Source organism: Brevundimonas sp. KH_025, from assembly GCF_057839885.1.
The window spans coordinates 1,279,173-1,297,550 of the sequence record NZ_CM174501.1; the positions used below are offsets into that span (position 1 = coordinate 1,279,173).

13 protein-coding genes are annotated in these 18,378 nt (G+C 65.0%); 8 read left to right on the forward strand and 5 right to left on the reverse strand.

Going from position 1 to position 18,378, the window contains the following annotated elements; genetic code table 11:
- The first annotated feature begins 110 nt into the window (after positions 1-110).
- The 4 genes from AC3IS2_RS06455 (at position 111) to dmeF (ending at position 5,614) form a co-directional block, all read left to right on the forward strand.
- On the forward strand, positions 111-1,676 hold the full coding sequence (locus AC3IS2_RS06455) for a hypothetical protein (protein WP_489199824.1): 1,566 nt from the start codon (positions 111-113) through the stop codon (positions 1,674-1,676).
- 287 nt (positions 1,677-1,963) lie between these two features.
- Entirely contained in the window at positions 1,964-2,881 is a 918-nt protein-coding gene (locus AC3IS2_RS06460) for a HEPN domain-containing protein (protein WP_489199825.1), read from the forward strand.
- Between the two features lie 40 nt (positions 2,882-2,921).
- Positions 2,922-4,529, forward strand: a complete 1,608-nt coding sequence (locus AC3IS2_RS06465) for a Tn7 transposase TnsA N-terminal domain-containing protein (protein ID WP_489199826.1) — start codon at positions 2,922-2,924, stop codon at positions 4,527-4,529.
- A 128-nt stretch (positions 4,530-4,657) separates the two neighbouring features.
- Positions 4,658-5,614, forward strand: a complete 957-nt coding sequence (dmeF, locus tag AC3IS2_RS06470; protein WP_489199827.1) for a CDF family Co(II)/Ni(II) efflux transporter DmeF — start codon at positions 4,658-4,660, stop codon at positions 5,612-5,614.
- A gap of 316 nt (positions 5,615-5,930) precedes the next feature.
- Here dmeF and darG read toward each other — a convergent pair whose 3' ends face one another.
- Entirely contained in the window at positions 5,931-6,971 is a 1,041-nt protein-coding gene (gene darG / locus AC3IS2_RS06475; protein WP_489199828.1) for a type II toxin-antitoxin system antitoxin DNA ADP-ribosyl glycohydrolase DarG, read from the reverse strand.
- Positions 6,968-7,621: a type II toxin-antitoxin system toxin DNA ADP-ribosyl transferase DarT gene (darT, locus tag AC3IS2_RS06480; RefSeq protein ID WP_489199829.1), complete on the reverse strand. Its 654-nt coding sequence runs from the start codon at positions 7,619-7,621 to the stop codon at positions 6,968-6,970. The genes darG and darT overlap by 4 nt, the downstream gene beginning before the upstream one ends.
- 473 nt (positions 7,622-8,094) lie before the next feature.
- Here darT and AC3IS2_RS06485 point away from each other — a divergent pair, with 473 nt between their 5' ends.
- The 4 genes from AC3IS2_RS06485 to AC3IS2_RS06500 all read left to right on the forward strand — a co-directional run bounded on the left by AC3IS2_RS06485 (position 8,095) and on the right by AC3IS2_RS06500 (position 15,119).
- Entirely contained in the window at positions 8,095-8,586 is a 492-nt protein-coding gene (locus AC3IS2_RS06485) for an RNA polymerase sigma factor (protein ID WP_489199830.1), read from the forward strand.
- A gap of 13 nt (positions 8,587-8,599) precedes the next feature.
- Positions 8,600-9,607, forward strand: coding sequence for a FecR family protein (locus AC3IS2_RS06490; RefSeq protein ID WP_489199831.1), 1,008 nt, complete (start codon positions 8,600-8,602; stop codon positions 9,605-9,607).
- 94 nt (positions 9,608-9,701) lie between these two features.
- Positions 9,702-12,599: a TonB-dependent receptor gene (locus AC3IS2_RS06495; RefSeq protein WP_489199832.1), complete on the forward strand. Its 2,898-nt coding sequence runs from the start codon at positions 9,702-9,704 to the stop codon at positions 12,597-12,599.
- 9 nt (positions 12,600-12,608) lie between these two features.
- Complete coding sequence (locus tag AC3IS2_RS06500; protein WP_489199833.1) at positions 12,609-15,119, forward strand: alpha/beta hydrolase family protein; 2,511 nt, start codon at positions 12,609-12,611, stop codon at positions 15,117-15,119.
- On the opposite strand, the gene AC3IS2_RS06505 is transcribed toward AC3IS2_RS06500, so the two are convergent.
- The 3 genes from AC3IS2_RS06505 to AC3IS2_RS06515 all read right to left on the reverse strand — a co-directional run bounded on the left by AC3IS2_RS06505 (position 15,052) and on the right by AC3IS2_RS06515 (position 18,222).
- Positions 15,052-16,812 (reverse strand): asparagine synthase-related protein, encoded by a 1,761-nt coding sequence (locus tag AC3IS2_RS06505; RefSeq protein WP_489199835.1) that lies wholly within the window; start codon positions 16,810-16,812, stop codon positions 15,052-15,054. The genes AC3IS2_RS06500 and AC3IS2_RS06505 overlap by 68 nt on opposite strands.
- Before the next feature lie 2 nt (positions 16,813-16,814).
- Complete coding sequence (locus tag AC3IS2_RS06510) at positions 16,815-17,474, reverse strand: lasso peptide biosynthesis B2 protein (protein ID WP_489199836.1); 660 nt, start codon at positions 17,472-17,474, stop codon at positions 16,815-16,817.
- A gap of 262 nt (positions 17,475-17,736) precedes the next feature.
- Positions 17,737-18,222, reverse strand: a complete 486-nt coding sequence (locus tag AC3IS2_RS06515; protein WP_489199837.1) for a helix-turn-helix domain-containing protein — start codon at positions 18,220-18,222, stop codon at positions 17,737-17,739.
- Between the last annotated feature and the right edge of the window lie 156 nt (positions 18,223-18,378).

The following is an 18,378-nucleotide window of genomic DNA, read 5'->3' on the forward strand; positions in this document are numbered from 1 at the left end:
AGTGATGCCGCCAGTACGAGACACGGCTTGAGCCGTAGAGCGCTTTCTCTTCGGTTGGGAATCCGGGTCTATTGGCGGGTAGTCGGCGCGAGGCCGAGCAAGGCGACGCCATGACGATCATTGACCTTGGGGAATGGGCGGAAAGCCGGTTCTCCACCCTGTGCGCCGCTGAGGGCGTAACGCGCAACAAGGCGTCCCAGGACCGCACGGGTTGGGACTATCTGGTCGAGTTCGCGCCGAGAGGATTGCCGGGTCTCCCGCCTGATATGCAGCCAGCCGGAGCATCCGCTCGGGTCCAAATCAAAGCCAAGGGGAAGGGGCGGCCTACCACCTCGCTGAGGTTGTCCAACGCCCTGCGGTTCGCCAAAGCGCCGGAGCCCTGCTTCGTCGTGCTCTATCTCGCAGTCGATGGGGCGGAGCCAGCGCGCATCTACGCACGGCATTTCTGGACGGACTTGATCGGCGAGACCCTGAAACGGGTGCGTCGCGCGGAATCGGTTGGCCAAACACGCCTAAACGCTTTGAGTCTCCCTCTGACATTTTTGGACAAAGACGAGCACACGGACGATCTTCTGCCCTGGATGCGGGCGCAGATCGAGGGTGTTGGCGGCGTCTATGCCGAGAAGAAGAACGTCATTGCCCAGACCATCGGCATGGAAGACGGTGGCATCCGCGGAGAGTTTTCCATCGACATCTCCGATTGGGAGGCGGTCGTCGATCATCAGATCGGCCTCAGAGCAGAGGCACCAGTGACGCATGTCACGGTTAGGCAGAGCCGGTTCGGTATCGACGCTGCTCAGCCCCTGATCTCCTTTGCGCCCACTTCGGCCTCGATTCGGCCAGACCCAAAGCCCTGCCGTGTCCGCGTGCGGGGCAGTGGAACTGAGGTAGTTTGGCTCGACGGGACCGTAGTGGCGCCGACGTTCCGGGACGTGCCACGCGAGCATTTCAAGCTGCGCGTGCAGGCGGATTTTCTGGACATGGTGAGCCGGCTCGACGGCGACGGGGACGTGACGCTGAACTGGTCTCCAGACCAGCAGCGCAGCCTGCGTGACTTGCGCAACGCCTTGGATATCGCCCGGCTGCTCGCCGAGGGGCCGCTTGATGTCCAGGTGCGCGTGGATAGCCAGATCTGGTTCGGGGGCGAATGCAAGCTGAGCGAGGCCGAGCGCTTCCGGTGGGCGGCGCGCTTTTGCAAAGGGCTGGCGGCCTTGGAGGCTGTGGCCGGCGCCGACGTTCCGGATGGCCTCACACTGTCGGTCAGGGACCTCGATGACGGCTGGAATGAGATCGCCGATCTCAGCGGAATGATTGCCGATGGCAATCTGACCGCTCGGTTGGTCTTCGACGAACCGGTGGCCCCCGGTCCGATGCCTGACAGTCTGTGGAGTTACGGCTATGCCAACGTCGGCGGCTGGAGCTTCCTCACCATCGTTTCGCGGGAGATCCGCCGTTTCGACGTCGATAGCGATACGGTGCGCATGGTTTGCGGGCCGGCGCGACGCGTCGAGGGACTGGTGCGACCTGGCGACGGCAAAGACAATCTGCAGGAGCTTATGCCGCTATACAGGAGCTATGTGCGGGCGGCGGGCCAAGGCGCGGTTGAAATTCTGGAGGGCGACTTCAGGGCTATGGTTCGCTTCTTGGAAGCGGCGGAGCAAAAAGCGATCGTTTGACCGAGAATGTGAAACACCACGTCTGCGTTTGACTTGCCTCGGAATGCCGTACCAGCGACAGTCGCCTGTCCCTCGGATGGCCGTCGCTATGTCCAGGCGAAAGCTAAAGGCGTCGGCGCGCGAGCTCTCGTGTTCTCAACAGCCCGGCGGACACCATCCCTCATTGTGGCGCTAGGCGTGGCGGCAGGGTAGGCTTTTGCCGAAGTGATTTGGGGCGCTGATGCGAACGAACCTGGCAGGCATGATGATCGATCCGACGGCGCCGCGTTCGCAGGGCGGGCGGCGCCATGCGGGCTGACCTCGATCATCTGCCGGCCAAGCAGCAGCGTGAGCTGGAGCGCGTCCGGACGACCCTGCTGACCGAATTCGACGCCGCGATCAAAAGCGGGGGCGGGGGCACCCAGTCCTGGCGGCGCGACGGCCGGGTGTTGAAGATCATCCTGTTCGGATCCTACGCCCGCACCGATTGGGTCGATGAGCCTGACAATGGCTATCTGTCCGATTTCGATCTGCTGGTGATCGTTAGCCATGAGAAGCTGACCGATATCGCCGACTACTGGTACGTTGCTGAGGACAAGATCCTGCGCGATCCCGCCGTGGGGCGGACGGTCAACATCATCGTCCACACAATGGCCGAGGTGAACCAGGCGCTGACCAGGGGCGAGTATTTCTGGACCGACATCCTGCGCGACGGCGTGGCCCTGTACCAGTTGCCGGGCAATGCGTTCGCGCAGCCGCAGCCGATGACGCCGCAACAGGCGGTTGAGATGGCTCAGAAATCCTTTGACCAGTGGAGTGTGAAGATTTCTGAGGCTTTGGCCGGAGCCCAGTTCTACGTTGAGCGAGGTAATCGAAAGGACGCGGCCTTCTTGCTGCACCAGGCCACGGAGCGTGCCTATGCCTGCTTCCTGCTGACCCAAACCTTCTATTTTCCGCGATCCCACAACATCAAGTTCCTGCGCTCGCTGGCCGAGGACACGGACAAGCGTCTGACCGCCGCCTGGCCCAGGGAACAGCGGCCTGACCGACGCCGCTTTGAATTGCTGAAACGCGCCTACGTCGAGGCGCGCTATTCGGACCAGTACGATCTGACCCCTGAGGACCTCGATTGGCTCACCGACGGCGTCCGCCGGCTGCGTGACCTGGTCGAAGTCGCCTGCCGAGACCGCATCGCCGCCCTCAAACAGGACGCTGACAAGAGCTGAGCCGTCGCACTGCGGCCCTACGCGGCGGGGAGGGGAAGATATGTCGACGAGCAATATCGGGACGGCCTGGACGCTGGAGGAGGAGCAGCGCCTGTACGCGGCGACCTGCCGGGGCGAGTCCCTGCAGGACATGGCGGCGTCGCACGGCCGGACGACGGGCGGCATCCAGTCCCGCCAGAAGCTCATAGGGCTGCGGGATGAGGCTGGAGTCTTGATCACCCCGACGCCGGAGTTTCGATCGGCCTTAACCACGAAGAAGGTGACCGGCGGGGCGTCGGATCGACGGAGGCGCGCCAAGCCGCCGACATCAAGCGTATTGCGTGCCTCAAGCTGGGAGGCGAAGAAGCCCTCGCCTGTCTCCACGCCTGCGCTTAGCGCCTGGCCTGCGGACTTCCCTCATGGCGGCGATTGGATCGAGCAGCTCTGGTGCGCGCTGAGCCACGATGCGGCAGCCTTGGCCGAGGGCGCCGACGCCAAGGACGAACGCTCCCTCGTGGTCATTCTGGCGCAGCTCACCCCGGAGGCTGACCTGCATCCGCCCAGGACCTTGGCCGATCTGGGCGCCGAATATGGCGTGACGCGTGAGCGGATCAGGCAGATTCTTGTGAAAGCCGTACGCAGGTTGAGCCTGCGGGTCCTGAAGGCGGACAGTCTGACGAAGCGGGTGTTGGACGCCATGACGGACGCCGCGCCCGAAGCGGCGGATCGGTCTTTGCCTCTATGGTTTGCGATTGAGCTCGCCCAACACGGTTGTCGCAGGGAGTTCATGGAATTCGTACTGATGGCGGTGCTCAGTCGTGGCGGCGCCGCCCCATACGGCGCCCGCCAGCTGGTTGCTCGGGCGATGACGGTCGAGCGCGCGCGCCGTCGAGAGGAGCGGCCGCGAAGGCGGCGAAAACGCGATGACGAGGTCTCGGATCGGACGGAAAAGGCTGACGCCTTTGTGCTTGGTATCTTACGCAAGGCGGCGTGGCCGGAGCGGCTGAGCGGACGCCCCATCGATCTTTCAGGGATGCAGCCCCTTCGCGATTGCCAGACTGAAAAGTCCTTCTTCTCAAACAGCCTTAGGCGGCACATCGGCTACGACAGCCGGGGGGAGTTGCGGCTGATCAGGGCGTTGGACCACGGCGTCATGGCGACTGAGTTCCTGGAACAACCGCTGGAGATCCCCTACGAATTCGAGGGGCGAGGCCATAGCTATTTTCCGGACGTTCTGGTCCGGGTGGACGACGACCTTTTCTTCGTGATTGAAATCAAGGCTCGAAAGCGATTGGCGGATTGCTACACGCTGGCGAAGGCCGAAGCGGCGGAGCGCCATCTTGGGGCGCGCGGCATCGGCTATTGCCTGACGGACGCCGACGGTTTCGGTCTTAGCGATCTTCGCGCTCTCGAGCCGGACGAAAGCTTCGTCGATACCCTTCACGCGCTCCTGGCACGGGAAGGGACGGTGAAGCGGGCAGCCTTTGATGGGGCCTTCAACGCCGAATTGCCGCGCGCTTACGATCTGCTCCAGGCCGCCGTGCTTCGCGGCGGCCTGCGCTACGAAACCACCATGTGGGATGTGCCGACAGGCTACGGATTCGATTTTTCGCTTTCCAGAGCCGGCGAGACGGTGGTTGGTAAATCAGCCAATAGAAATGGAAGCTGAACAACTTTGAGGCCTCGTGACCCATGCCGCCCATTGGGCGCTGAATGGAAAGCCGTCATGAGAGGCACCGTCGCTCTCGCCTCCGTCGCCGTGCTGGCCGCCATCCGCCGTTACGCAAAGTAGGAGCCATGACTTTCGACAACGACTTCGACGCTCTGGTCCACGAGCACGTCTATCTGGGCGATGCTCACGACGAGAATGCGCGGCGGACCCTGATTGTAGTCGCGATCACCGCGGTGATGATGGTGGGCGAGATCATCGCCGGGACCATCTTCAACTCCATGGCTCTACTCGCCGACGGCTTCCACATGGCGACCCATGCTGGGGCCTTGGCGGTCGCGGCGGCCGCCTATGCCTTCGCTAAGAAGTACGCGCGGACCGGACGCTATACTTTCGGTACCGGCAAGGTCGGCGACCTCGCGGGATTTGCTTCAGCCCTGGTGCTCGGCGTCGTCGCGCTGGGCATTGCCTGGGAGTCAGTTATCCGGCTGCTGGAGCCCAAGGAGGTGGCATTTGGCGAGGCGACGGTCGTCGCCGTGATCGGCCTGGCGGTGAACCTTGTCAGCGCTCTTCTGCTCTCCGGGGGACATCATCATGGGCGAGATCACCACGACCATGACCATCACGACCATGCCAAGGGCGCGCGCGGCCACGGACAGGACAACAACCTGCGCGGCGCCTTTTTTCACGTGCTGGCCGACGCCCTGACTGCAGTTCTGGCCATAGTGGCCCTGCTTGCCGGGCGGTTTCTAGGCTGGACCTGGCTGGATGCGGCCATAGGCATTGTCAGTGCGGGGGTCATCGCCAGTTGGTCGTGGAGCCTCGTCCGCGACACAGGGGCGGTCTTGCTCGACCGGACCGACGATCATCTTGAAGCCGAGGTGCGCGAGGAGGTCGAAGGTCCAGGCGGCGCGCGAATCACCGACCTGCACGTTTGGCGGGTCGGCCCTGGAGCCCACGCCGCGATCGTCAGCTATGTAGGCGAGATCTCCGCCGACGAAGTGCGCCGTCGATTGAAGACGGTGCATGAGTTGAGCCATTTGACCGTGGAAGCTCACGTGCGGGGCGTGTCTGCTGGGGTTTAGCTAGCGCCCGCTGTCTTCCCTCGGCGGACGCACATGGCGTCCGCTAACAGCCGCCTGGGTCATGCTGCATAGGCCGGAGAAGGTGATGAGCGACCCGGCGACGGTTTGCGTGCCGCCGCCGTATCATGCCAGACGGGAAAAGGTCGGAATCCCGACGGCCCTCAACTATAAGCTTGGCCGTGCGATCATGTCTGCCAGTTTGGGCGGGTCGCCACGTGCCCTTCGTTGGCGCGTTGTCAGGAAAATTCAAGCGGAGTGAAGCTGGTAAGAACGCGGCGCTCGGGCGGTGTCGTCGCCTGCGGTGCAAGGCTGGCGACTAGTGGGCGGTCGCGTTCAGCCAGCCTTTGGAACTGAGGGCGCCGAGGGCGATCTCGATCTGACGCGGGGAGAACTGCTTCTTGCGTTCGTTCCAGGCATAGACCTTGGCGCGGACGTCGTCGGATGACTTCGCCTGCTCACGGGTCGCGACCCAATGGACCGTCGCCAGAAGCTCCAGCCCGAAGGGAGTTTCGAACCCTTCAACAAGATTTCCGACCCTGTCGAAACGCTGTTTCGTCTCGAGGTCGTCTGCGAGGAAGGCTTCGGCGTCCTTCACTGCTCCGGGAACCAATTCGAGCTGCTTATCCGGTGCATCGCCGCCGTCGTGGTAGCCGGAGACCATATGGCCTTCGATCTTGACCAGCACATGCCGCAGGTTGTCAGCGTAGGGCCCATAGTGGTGCTTGACGTAATTCAGGCGAAGCGGCTGTCCGGCCTCCTGCATGAAATACATCAGCTTCTGCAGCTCGATCAGGGTCACGAACGGATCCAGCAGGCCGCTGAGGTAGCGATTGACTAGGACCACGAGCGCAGCCCGGCCCGGAGTGATTGCGGGGATATCGCGCGACTTGGTGGCCACGGGCGCAGCCATGGGCTCGAAGACCATGACACGGACGTCCCTGAGCGGCTCCATGGCTGCGATGATCAGGGGGCGGACGTCGGCCCAGTTCAGACCGCCTAGTCCAGCGCCGAGCGGGGGAATGGCGATCGAGCGGATGTCACGCTCGCGGATTTCATCGACCAGGGCCTTGAGGCCGGACTCGATATCTTCGATCCGGCTCTTGCCCTTCCAGTGGCGCTTGGTCGGGAAGTTGATGACGAATTTGGGATTGGTGAGGCTGCGCGTCTCATAGACGAACATCCGGCCGGGCTGGACCGCCTCGCTGGCGCATGCTGCGGCATAGGCCTTGAAGTTCTCAGGGAACCGATTCTTGAACTGCAGAGCGACGCCTCGGCCCATGACGCCGACGCAGTTGACCGTATTGACCAGCGCTTCAGCGTCGGCCTGTAGGATATCGCCTGTGGTGAATTCGATCATGCCGCTTCCCCATAGTACCAGTCGCGCCGGATTTCGATGGGCGGGCGATGTCCCTGAGGGCCCATGGCGTCGGATACCGGCTGGACAAAGGCGTTTGAGAAGACGCCCACGCGTTCTACCAGATGCCAGGGAAAGCTGTGCTCGAGCAGGAACTCGGCCTGCTTGCCCTCCTTGGGCGCGCCGGCCCACTGTCGGGTCTGAACCGATGCCCAGTTGATCTGGTCGAGTTGGTCCAGGTTCACGCGATCCTCGAAGTAATAGGCGCCCGCGTTCGACAGCGTGAACGCCCAACGACGGTTATTCGCCTCCGCCCACGCCACGGTCGCTCGCAAGTCTGCTTCAAGATGCACGATCGGCTCTTGTCCGCCCTTGTAGGCGAGGTCTTGGCTTCGCCTGTATATCAGATACAGCATGACGGATCGAGAACAAAAATAGAACGGAGCGCAGTCGCCTACGTGCAGGTCCGGGTGGTTCTGCAGGCGAAGTTCCCGGAGTCGCCGTTGCTTGATGGTGTTCATGCCGATCGTGGTTCCGGGGACGGCCTGGGCTGCGATGGCAGCGTCGCACAGGAGTAGGCCCCCGGCGACGATCGAGGCGAGCCGGTCCACGTGAACGATGTGGTAGATTTTCGGGTTTGCGGGAACCGGCACGACTCTCAGCCCAGAATCTGAAAGCGGAGCTTTTCAGGGGGCGTCAGGCGCCTGTCGCCGTAGGGCTGTCTGAGTCCTTCCAAGATCGCTTGTCCCCTCGTGGCTGCGTCAGCCGTTGTCAGGCTATCCCAGCACGGTGCTGTCTGGCAATTCGAGTTCCTGAGGCGTCTGTCGTCCTTGTTCCCAATTGAGGTGTCGTGGGAGATTTCTCAGACCGCCATTATCTTACTTGCCAACTGAAACCGCGTTATTCAGTCTTGGAGCGCGTCTGATTTGACGCCGAGGCGTGAGAACCTCGCTTGAGCAGATCCTGAAAATCCCACTTCGCGCTTCGCGGCAGCGGCGTGGCCAGCGTGCATGTCCAGGCTCCTCGCGGGCTAAAGACGTTGGCGCATGTGTTTGAGCATGTTCTCAACACCCGGTGCTTCGGCCGGGCTCGCCTCATAGCTGGAGGCGAGCCCGTGTCGGATGGATTGGAGAAGCTGCAGCCTGACGCGCCCTTGTCGCTGGAGGGCCTCTATGGCCGCTACGCCCAATGGTTTCGGGCGCGGCTGACCCGGCGCTATGGAGCCCAGGACGCCGAGGACTTGGCGCAGGAGGCCTGGCTGCGCATCGCGTCCTATCAGGCGGCGCAAGCGGTGCGGCATCCTCAGGCCCTGCTTTTGCGGATAGCGGCCAACCTGATGGCGGATCGAAAGGCGCGGCGTTTTCATTGCGAGCGCTATGCCCGGGAGGTCAGCGGCACGGAGAGGTTCGCCCAGGAACCGGCGTCCCAGGCCGACGAGGTTCTGGCGCGCCAACTGGTCCTCGGCTTGCCAGAGCCCCTGCGCGATGTCTTTGTGCTATCAAGGTTCGGCGGACTGACGAATGTGCAGATCGCCGAACAGCTCGGGATTTCTCCCAAAACCGTTGAGTGGCGCATGATCAGGGCCTTGGCGCACTGCGCCGCCCAGCTTCGGCGCTAGGATGAGGGTGATCATGACCAACCCGAAAATCCGGGTTGAAACCAGCGAGACCGAAGCGGCGGCGTGGCACGCCCGCCTCGGCGCGCGAAGCGTCAGCACCCAGACCATCGAGGAGTTCTTCGCCTGGCGGGCCGAGCCGGCCAACGCCGACGCCTATCGGCGGGTGGAGAAGATCTGGGGGGATACCGGCAGGCTTGCGAATGATCCGGAGATCGCTCGAGCGCTGGACGAGGCCCTGTCCCGCAGGCAGGGCGCGGCGCGCCCGAGGCGGCTGCCGCGCACCCTTATCGGATTGACCGTCGGCGGCGCCGTCATGGCGGCGGCGGTCGGCGGGGCATTATGGCTTCAGTCCAGGACGGTGTTCGCGACCGGCGTGGGCGAGCAGCGTCTGGTGCAACTGGCGGACGGGTCGAACGTGAGGCTCGACACGAATTCCCGGATCCGGGTGCGCTTCGACGGCGACCGGAGACTGGTGGAGCTGGACGCGGGCCAGGCCCTGTTCACGGTGGCTCATGACGCCGGCCGTCCCTTCGTGGTCGAGGCCGACGGCGCGCAGGTGACGGCGGTCGGGACGGTCTTTGACGTCCGCCGCGACGGATCCGGCGTGAAGGTGACCCTGGTGTCGGGCGTCGTCGATGTGGCGGAGCGTCGGGCGGGTAGGGAGACGAAGAGGCTGGCCGCCGGCCAGCAGAGCCGGGTGACATCTCAGGGCCAGGTGACCCGCGCCGCCGACATCCAGACTGAGACCAGTTGGACAGAAGGGCGGATCGTGTTCCGGGATATGCCGCTGCGTGACGCGGTGGCGGAGGTGAACCGTTATCTGCCGGACAAGATCCTGCTCGACCCGGCCGTCCGGGAGAGCGCCTCGGTCAACGGCGTGTTCAAGACCGGGGACCGGGACGCCTTCGTGTCGACGGCCTCGGCCGTGTTCGGCTTGAGGGCGTCCAAGGACGGGGAGGGAAGGATTGTGTTGTCGAGCGCGAAAAATGCAGGGGGCGCTCCGGGGTCGCCCGGGGTCTGAGCCGTCTCTTCTCTGACGCCATGTGGCGTGGAGGGGACCCAGGACCATGAGACGAGCCAGCCTATTATCCGCAAGCCTGTTGGGCGCCAGCCTTTTGGCGATCAGCACGGCCGCCTGCGCCCAAGAGGCGCGGGAGTTCAATATTCCTCCAGGAAGCCTGCGGGACGGCCTCAACATCTTCGCCACCCAGTCCGATCAGCAGATCCTCTTCTCCGGTGAGGCGGTGGAGGGACTGAGGACCCAGGGGCTGCGTGGACGATATGCGCCGTCTGCGGCGCTCGACCGGATGCTGGCGGGAACAGGGCTGGTCTGGTCGGAGACGCGTCCGGGCGTCATCTTCCTGAGGCGTCAGGACGCGGGCGGCGGCGCGGTCGATCAGGCCACGGTCGTGGACGACGTGGTCGTCACCGGGACCCTGCTGAAGGCGTCCGGAGAACTGGCCTCGCCCGTGGTCATGCTGGATCGGGACGAGCTTGATGCGCGGGGCCGGGGAACCGTGGCCGACGTGCTGACCGATCTGCCGCAGAACTACGCCGGCAGCGGGACGACGGGCGCCCTTCTGGCCGGGGCCGACAGCGGCGGATCGAACGGGGTAGCAGCGACCGGCGTCAATCTGCGGGGACTAGGCGCGGACGCCACCCTGGTCCTCGTCAACGGCCGGCGGTTGGCGGGGACGGGTTTTCGCGGCGAGTTCGCGGATGTTTCGGCCCTGCCGTCGGCGGCGGTGGAAAGGGTGGACGTCCTCCTCGACGGGGCGTCCGCCCTGTACGGCTCCGACGCGGTCGCCGGCGTGGTCAACATCATCATGCGCCGCGCTTTCGACGGCCAGGAAAGCCGGGTCCGGGTCTCCGCCGCCGAAGGCGGGATGGAGACGGTGATCGCCTCCCATCTCGCCGGACGCGCCTGGTCCAGCGGATCGGCGCTCTTCTCCTATGAGTATCAGCACCAGAAGGCTCTGAGCTCGCTGGATCGCCCCTATACGGCGGACGGCGACCTGCGCCCCTTTGGCGGATCGGACTGGCGCACCCTGTTCAGCGCGCCGGGCAACATCATCACCTATGATCCCGCTCGCGCCAGCTATGTGTCGCAATGGGCGATCCGGCCGGGCGCCAGCGGCGCGGCGCAGACGCCCGCGGACTTCGCGGCGGGGCAGACCAATCTCCAGGCGACCTCGCTCGGCGTGGATCTCATGCCGGACATCGAGCGCCACAGCGCCTACGGGCGTCTGCGCCAGTCGATCGGCGATCGTCTCGACCTGTCGGCGGATATTCGCTTCAGCCGCAGAGCCTATGGCTTCGACAATTCTCCGGGCGGGACCGTCCTGCAGGTCACTCGGGCCAATCCTTGGTTCGTATCCCCGTCCGGGGCCGCGTCTCACACCCTGGCCTATTCCTTCTCCGGCGACCTCGGGGCCTCGCGTCAGTCCGGCGTCTCGCGAAGCCTGGGCGTCACGGCTGGAGCGGCGCTTGAGATCGGTCGCGGCTGGTCGGCGGACGGCTATCTCGCCTATGCGGAAGAAAGGGGACAGAGCCGGATATCGGGACAGGTCAATTCCCTCTTCCTTCAGGAAGCCCTGGGCAACAGTCCTGACAATCCGGCGACGACCTACCGCCCCTCGGTCGATGGCTATTTCAACCCGTTCGGCGCGGGCGAGGCCAATGGTGCGGCCGTGCTCGACTTCATCGGGGCGGGGCATTCCGGCAATCTTGACCGCAGCCGGGCCAGCTCGGCTAACCTCCTGATCGAGGGGCCGTTGTTCGCCCTGCCGGGCGGGGAGGTGCAGCTTGCGCTCGGCGCCCAGGTCCGACGCGAGGCATTCCAGACGGCTTCCACCGTCTTTCTGACAACCCTTGAGCCGGTGACCAGGCGTGTGCCCCAACAGGATCGCCTTATCAGCGCTGTCTTCGCCGAGGCGCGTCTGCCTATCGTTGGCGACGCCAACAGCCGACCGGGCTTGCGGAGCCTGGAACTCTCGCTTGCGGGCAGGGTCGAGGACTACGACGACTTCGGGACGACGACCAATCCCAAGCTGGGGCTGGTCTGGTCGCCCATGGCGGGCCTGAAGATGAGGGCGTCCTGGGGAACCTCCTTCCGGGCTCCCGCCCTGACCCAGATCCACGACGCGCCGGTGGCCGGCGCCACCCTGGTGCCTCGTCAGGACGGCTCGCGCATGCTGGCCATCTATCGGACGGGCGGCAATCCGGATCTGGGGCCCGAGACGGCTGAGACCTGGACGGCAGGAGCCGACTATCGATCCGACGGCGGCCTGGTGTTGAGCGCGAGCTATTTCGACACGAGGTTCAACGACCGGATCGAACGGCCGACCAGCGGCAATCTCGCCAACATCCTGACGGATCCGGCCCTGGCGCCCTTTGTTCAGCTTGTCGACGCCGCCAATAATCCGGCGGATCGGACCCTCGTCGAAAGCTATATCACGGCGCCGGGCTTTGGCTTCGGCAGCCTGTTTCCGCCCTCCAATTTCGGCGCCATTCTCGACGGCCGTTGGCTGAATACGGCTTCGGTCAGGGTTCGGGGACTGGACCTGTCGGCCCGCTACCCGATCGAACTGGGCGGCGGCGTGATGACCCTGGATGCTGCGGCGTCCTGGTTGCTCGACTATGAGGTCCAGATGACGCCCACGGCGGCGGTCAGGTCGGTGCTGGACCAGATCGGCTATCCTACCGCGCTGAGGTTCCGCGCCGGCGCGGCCTGGAGCCGGGACGACCTGAGCGGAAGCCTGCATTGGAGCCACGTCTCCGACTATGCGGACGAGGTCGGGAACAGGATCGACGCCTGGAATACGGCGGATCTCATGCTCACCTGGCGACCGTCGGCGGGCTGGCTGGCGGGTCTGAGCCTGTCTCTGGGCGTGCAAAACCTGTTTGACGCGGATCCGCCCTTTCACAACGGCCGGACGGGCTATGGTTTTGATCCCGGACAGGCCAACCAGTTGGGTCGGGTCGCCTCCCTGCAGCTCATTCGGCGCTGGTGAGGCGGACACATGGCTGGTTTCCTCTTCCGCCTGACCTGGGCGGCGGTCGCTCTCGCCTGCGTGGCGGCGCCGGCTGCAGGGCAGGTTCGTCCGCTCGGCATTGACGATGTCCTCTCCATGGAGGCCTTCGGCGTCGCCTCGATTTCTCCGGACGGCGAGCGGGCCGTCTACGAACGACGCGGACGATATGACAGCGCGCCACGCTTTGATCTGGGGCACCGGTCCGTGTGGGCGATCACGGATCTCTTCATCGTCGATCTCGAAGGGGGAGGCGCGCCCCAGCGGCTCCTGCCGCATGAACGCGATGGCGGCCTTCTTCTCGGCCCCTGGTCGCCGTCCGGCCGGCGGCTGCTCGTCTATAGGCTGGCGGGCGACCGTCTCGAGGCGGGGATCGCCGATCCTCGCGCCCGAACCGTGCGATGGACGGGTCTGGCGCCGGACATGCCCTTCAGCGGCGCTCATGCGGCCTGGCTTGATGACGACCGGCTGGTTCTGACGATCCGGCCGGACGGCAGCCTGCCCTGGATGCTCCGGCATGACGGCGCGAGCCAGGCGGAGACGACGCGACAATGGGCGGTGATGGCCGAGGGGGGCAGGCCCTCCCGAACCGTCGTCGATACCGCCGGAGGCGTCGCATCGGCCCAAACTCCGCCGCGTCCCCTGCAACTGGTCGAGGTCAATGCGGCGACGCCGACGGCCCAGACGCGCATCCTGTGGGAAGGCGAGATCCTTGATGTCGCGGGGGCGCCGGACGGGCGCTGGATCGCGGTGCTGCATGCGGACGACGCCATCCCCCCTGATCAGGATCAGGCCCGGGCCTATGCGATGCGGCGGCGGACCCACCTGAAGCTGATCGATGCGGAGAGCGGAGCCGTGGCCGCGCCTCTCAAGGCGGACGTCGCCCTTCATCTGCTGCGATGGTCGGCGAATTCGGATGCGGTTCTGGTCTGGGCGCGGGCGGAGGGACAGGGATGGCGTGAGGGCGGTCTCCGGCGCGTGGCCGTCGACGGCGAGATGACGGCCTTTGATCATGGTCAACTCGAAGCCCTGCCGGAGGGAAGCGACATCGATGAACTGCGCGGGGTCCAGGCGGACTGGATGGGAGAGGTCCCTGTGCTGCGTGCCCGGGTTTCGGGCGGGCAGAGGTTCGACTGGTACGCCCTGGCGTCTGGGAGGGCGCCGCGCAATCTGACCGGCGGTTTGCAGGGGGCGCCGGATCGTTTGGCCGCCATGACGGATCGAGGCCTGCTGATGTTCGCCGACGGGGCGCTTTGGCGGGCGGAGGCGGGCAGGGATTTGGTGCGGATCTCGCCGCCTGACGTCCGGCTGACGGACGGCAGCCCCGCCGACAACATGAGACCGCTGCGGCTGCGGATGAACGACGCGCCGCGCCGCGACTGGGCCGTGGGGCGGCAAGGCGAGGAAGGCGTCCTCATTGTGGAGGCTGATGGTCGCTCGCGAGTCTTGACCACCCGACCGATGCAGGGGGCTTCGGTGATCAGCGCCGCCTCGCAGAAGGCCGTCCTGCCTCTGATCCGCAACCAGGGGGCTGAGACCCTGTGGCTTTCCATGTCAGGCGTTGATCGGCCGATCGACGCGGTCAACGCCGATTTCGCCGAGCGGGCCTTCGCCCGGCCGATGGCGGTCGCTCACCGCGACCGTCTGGGACGGGAGACGCGCAGCTGGCTGACCCTGCCGGTCGGCGTGGTTGCGGGGGAGGTGAAAGGTCTGGTGGTCAACATCTATCCAGGCTCGGTCAGCAATGACGCCCATATCGATCCACGTGTTTTGCTCTACGGCATACGGGCACCCCTGTTGGCGGCGGCGGGCTATGCGGTCCTTTCGCCGGCCATGCCTGAGGGCGGGGATGAAGCGGACGCGGGCGATAGTTTTCTCGCCAGCGTCGATCTGGCCGTGGACGCCGTGCTGCAGGCTGTGCCTGACCTGCCAGAGGATCGTGTCGCGATCCTCGGCCATAGTTTTGGCGGCACGGCGGTGCTGGCCATAGCGGCTCGGTCGGAGCGCTACCAATCCTATGTGGCCTGGTCAGCGGTGACGGACCTCTTCGGGTCGTGGGGCGAGTTCGATCCCGTGAGCCGTGCCCTGCCCGAGGAGGGGATGAGCGTGCAAATCCAGATGGGGTGGGTTGAAACCGGGCAGGGCGGGACAGGCGGCGTTCCGTCGGATGCGAAGGATCGCTTTGAGGACGGCAGCCCCTATTTCGAGGCGCAGAAGATCGGGTCTCCGGTTCTGCTGATCACGGGTGATCGCGACTTTGTGCCCATGTCTCAATCAGAACGAATCTTCACCGTGCTCCATCGGCAGGGTCAGACGGCTCGGCTCGTGACCTATTGGGGAGAAGGGCATTTCAACTGGAGCCCGGCCAATATCCGCGACCTCTACCACCAGATCCTGTCATGGCTGGATGAGACCCTTGGCGGAAACGCCGCCGTCACGGCGCGGTCGACAACCGTCGCTCCCATTCCCTTACCCAGGCCTCAAGAGCGGCCGCGATCATGATCTCGCCAAAGCCTCCTCGCCAGATCAGGCTTTCTTCGGTGAGAACGGCGTCGGCGGCGGCCCGGTCGATCAGGCCTTCGGACGCCAGGCGTCCTTCGAGAAGCCATGGCCGGAGGACGTCGAGGCTGGCGGCGATACGGCGGCCGTAATAGGCGGTCATTTCTCCCTTAGACCGGCGATCCGCGATCTCGGCGGGCAGGCGGTTACGGAAGGCGAGGCGCGCCAGGGCCCGGTCTCGCCGGCCCAGGGTGAGGCGCTGCGTTGATAGCGAGAGGCAGACCTCCACAACCGGCTGCGCCAGCAGCGGGTGAAGCAGGTCGACGACGTCGGACTGTGGCGAGGGGGCGCTGAAAGTGACGCCATTGATGACGCCGGCGATCTGATATCGCTTCGCCGGGCCGATGTCGTCGCAATCGGCGAGCCAGGGGTGCGGCGTCGGCGAGGCATGTGCAGGGGAAGCGAAGGAAAGGGGGCGATCCAGCGACGGCGTTCGAGTTCTGCGGGATCGCCTCGCGTCGGCGATGAGCGACCAGGTTGAACAGCCGTTCCAGCGCGCCAGCGCCGGCAGAACCGGAGAGAAGGCCGAGCGCCATCCGAGCTTGCGCCAGACTTCGGTGAAAACGTCGTTGGTCGCGGATTGGACGAAGACGGCGTCCCCGCCCTTGCCGGTCATGACCGAGGTTACGCCTGCATCGGCCCATAGGCGCGCCAGCAGATCATCATTGGGAGCGTCCAATCTGTTGAACCCAGGGCGCAGGCCTGCGCCGAGGTTTAGGAGCATGTCTTCCGTAATGGGGGCCGGTGAACGGAGCGACGTCGTCAGTGAAATGCTAAGCTTGGACGCCAGGGCCTTCGCATAGAGACGTTCGTCGGCCTCGGAATCCGGTCCGTAGGCATTGAGCCATAGACGGACATCTGCGTGTTCGCATCGAGCGAGGCTGCTCGCCACAATACTCGAATCCAGGCCGCCGGAGATTTCCGCGGCCAGGGGGCTCCCGATCCAGGCAAAGCCTGTCACCGCTTCATCGACTGCCTCGTGCAGTCGTTCGCTGGCCTCGGCGTCATCGACGGATTCTCCTTCTCCGTTGCGCGCGAATTCATCGGGCCGCCATAGAGCCGTGGGGGGCGTATTGTCGTGCAGGGTGAGAAGGGCGCCGGGAAGGAGACCCGTCGGTCCATCGACGAGAGGGCGAGCCCAACTGCCCAGCGGATCCACGAGCGCATCCGCGAGGCGGTCGAAGTTGATGCGCCAATCCGGTCGCGTGGCGCGGACGAGCCAGTCGGGCGCATCGGATGCGACAATGGTCAGGGCGGACGCGGTCCAGATGAAACAGTCCAGCGCGCCGGAAGGGTCACGCAGGACGGCTTCGGCCTGGCCGCGCGGGCCAAGCTGGATCCCTATGTAGCGACCCCAGAACCGCCGGATCATCTTTCGTTCATAGGCGTGGTCGTCATCCCAGACCGGCGGCGCCGTCCTGGATGTCCGTCGACGGTCCATGACATCGCCGATCAACACCCAGGACCCAATGGACACCAGGCGGGGCGGCCTTGGGCCCGCTGTGCCCAGCCAAACGAGGTCGCTCAGGTCATGGATGGTCATGCCGTTCGAGACGGCCAGTTCCCTGAGTGTGGCTGCGCGCCCAAGGGCGTCACGGTCGCCTGCCTCGCAGGCTGCAAGAACATAGAGCCCCATCGTCAGACCACCAGAATCGGCGTGAAGCCAAGAACCCGGTCGAGATCATCAGCCACCAGGGTGTCGCCAGCCTGCAGCCAGCAATGGGCCATGAAAGGCCATGTCCGTACGCCGAAGACCCAGGCGACGGACAGGCCGCGACGGGCGAGCAGTCGGCGGAGCATAAAGGCGCGGTGAAGGCACTGTCCCTGGAACGGAAGCCAGGGGAGGAGCATGCAGAAGGCGGTAACCTGATGTTGGAGACGCTCAAATGTCTGAGGGCAAGGTTGCGAGCCCTGGGCTGGGAGCAGGGGGACGGCGAGTTCGGCGAAAGTGCGATCCCGAAAGGCGAGTCCGCCGCTAACCGCGTTCAGTCCCACGCCCAAGATCCTTGATGCGGTGGTTGTCTGGCGGAGCGGCAGGGTTTTCGTGGGGGGCGGACAGGAGGTTCTTCGAACGGCCGGGGGGCGTTGCGTGATCAGGTCCGCGAGTAAAAGGTCATCAAGAATGTCGGTGTGGGCTAGGACGGCGTTGCCCGCGTCTGAGATCCGGATGTGTTCGGCCGCGCCGACAAGACAGGAATAGGCGTCATTCAGGACGTCGAGGACTATGATGTCGGGGCCTCGCCAGGCCATGTGGATATGGCCGGAGAGCCAGGCATGATTAGGTTGGCGGTTGTCCATGACCGGTTCGAGGTTCGGGCGGCCGCGCGAACGGCCGCCCGATTTCGTTCACGCCATGGGGACGCGGCTGGGCTGGAACGTCTGTTCCAGGAATTCGCCCTTGATGTCCTGCTGGGTGAGGGCCCGGGCGCTGCCGAAGCTGACGCGCTTGAGTGCGGTGGTCTTCATCACAGTCTCCTTGGGTTGATCGCCACTCAGGTGGCGGACCCAGTGAGCGCCCGCACTGTCCGACTTCAAAACTATATCTGGAGTATATTGCGCCTCAGCGTCCTGGCAGCGGCCGGTTGGCCTTCAGGGTCTGCTTTCCATCTTCCAGCCAGGTCTGGGCCTCATCCTGTTCAAGGCCGTCGGCAGCGAGGCGGTCGAACATGTCGGAGACGGCGGCGATGAAGGTTCGTGTCTCCTGTCGCTGGATCCGGTCTCCCATGGCGACATCGTATTTCTGCAGCGCGATCGTCAGGATCGTGGCCAGCTTGTTGTCCGCACAGCGCCGCGCCATCTCCGGCGATCCCAGGGCCACCGCCAGAAGAATAGCGTAGGGGTCGCTGTTCGTCGCAACCGCGAAACGGTGGATGTGATCAATGTTGAGCCGCGTGGCGCCGGCCTCGAAGCGTTCATAGGTCCGCACGGCCATGTTCATGGCCTTGGCCGCTTCGGCGACCGTCATGCCGCGGAGCCGACGTATCGCTTTCAGCGCTGCGGAAAGGACGTCTCCGTCGCGCAGCGGTATGGACGTGGAGCCTGTCATCGACGCACCACCCTTTCGTCCGCATGGTGACGCTTGGATGATCGGCGATCAATGTTCTTTACAGCTCTGGCGGCGCGGCAGCCGTAGCGAACCGCCACAAAGTGGCGGTTGAACCGTCGCTCCGTGGGAGCCGGACCGACAATCAGCGGCGAAAAC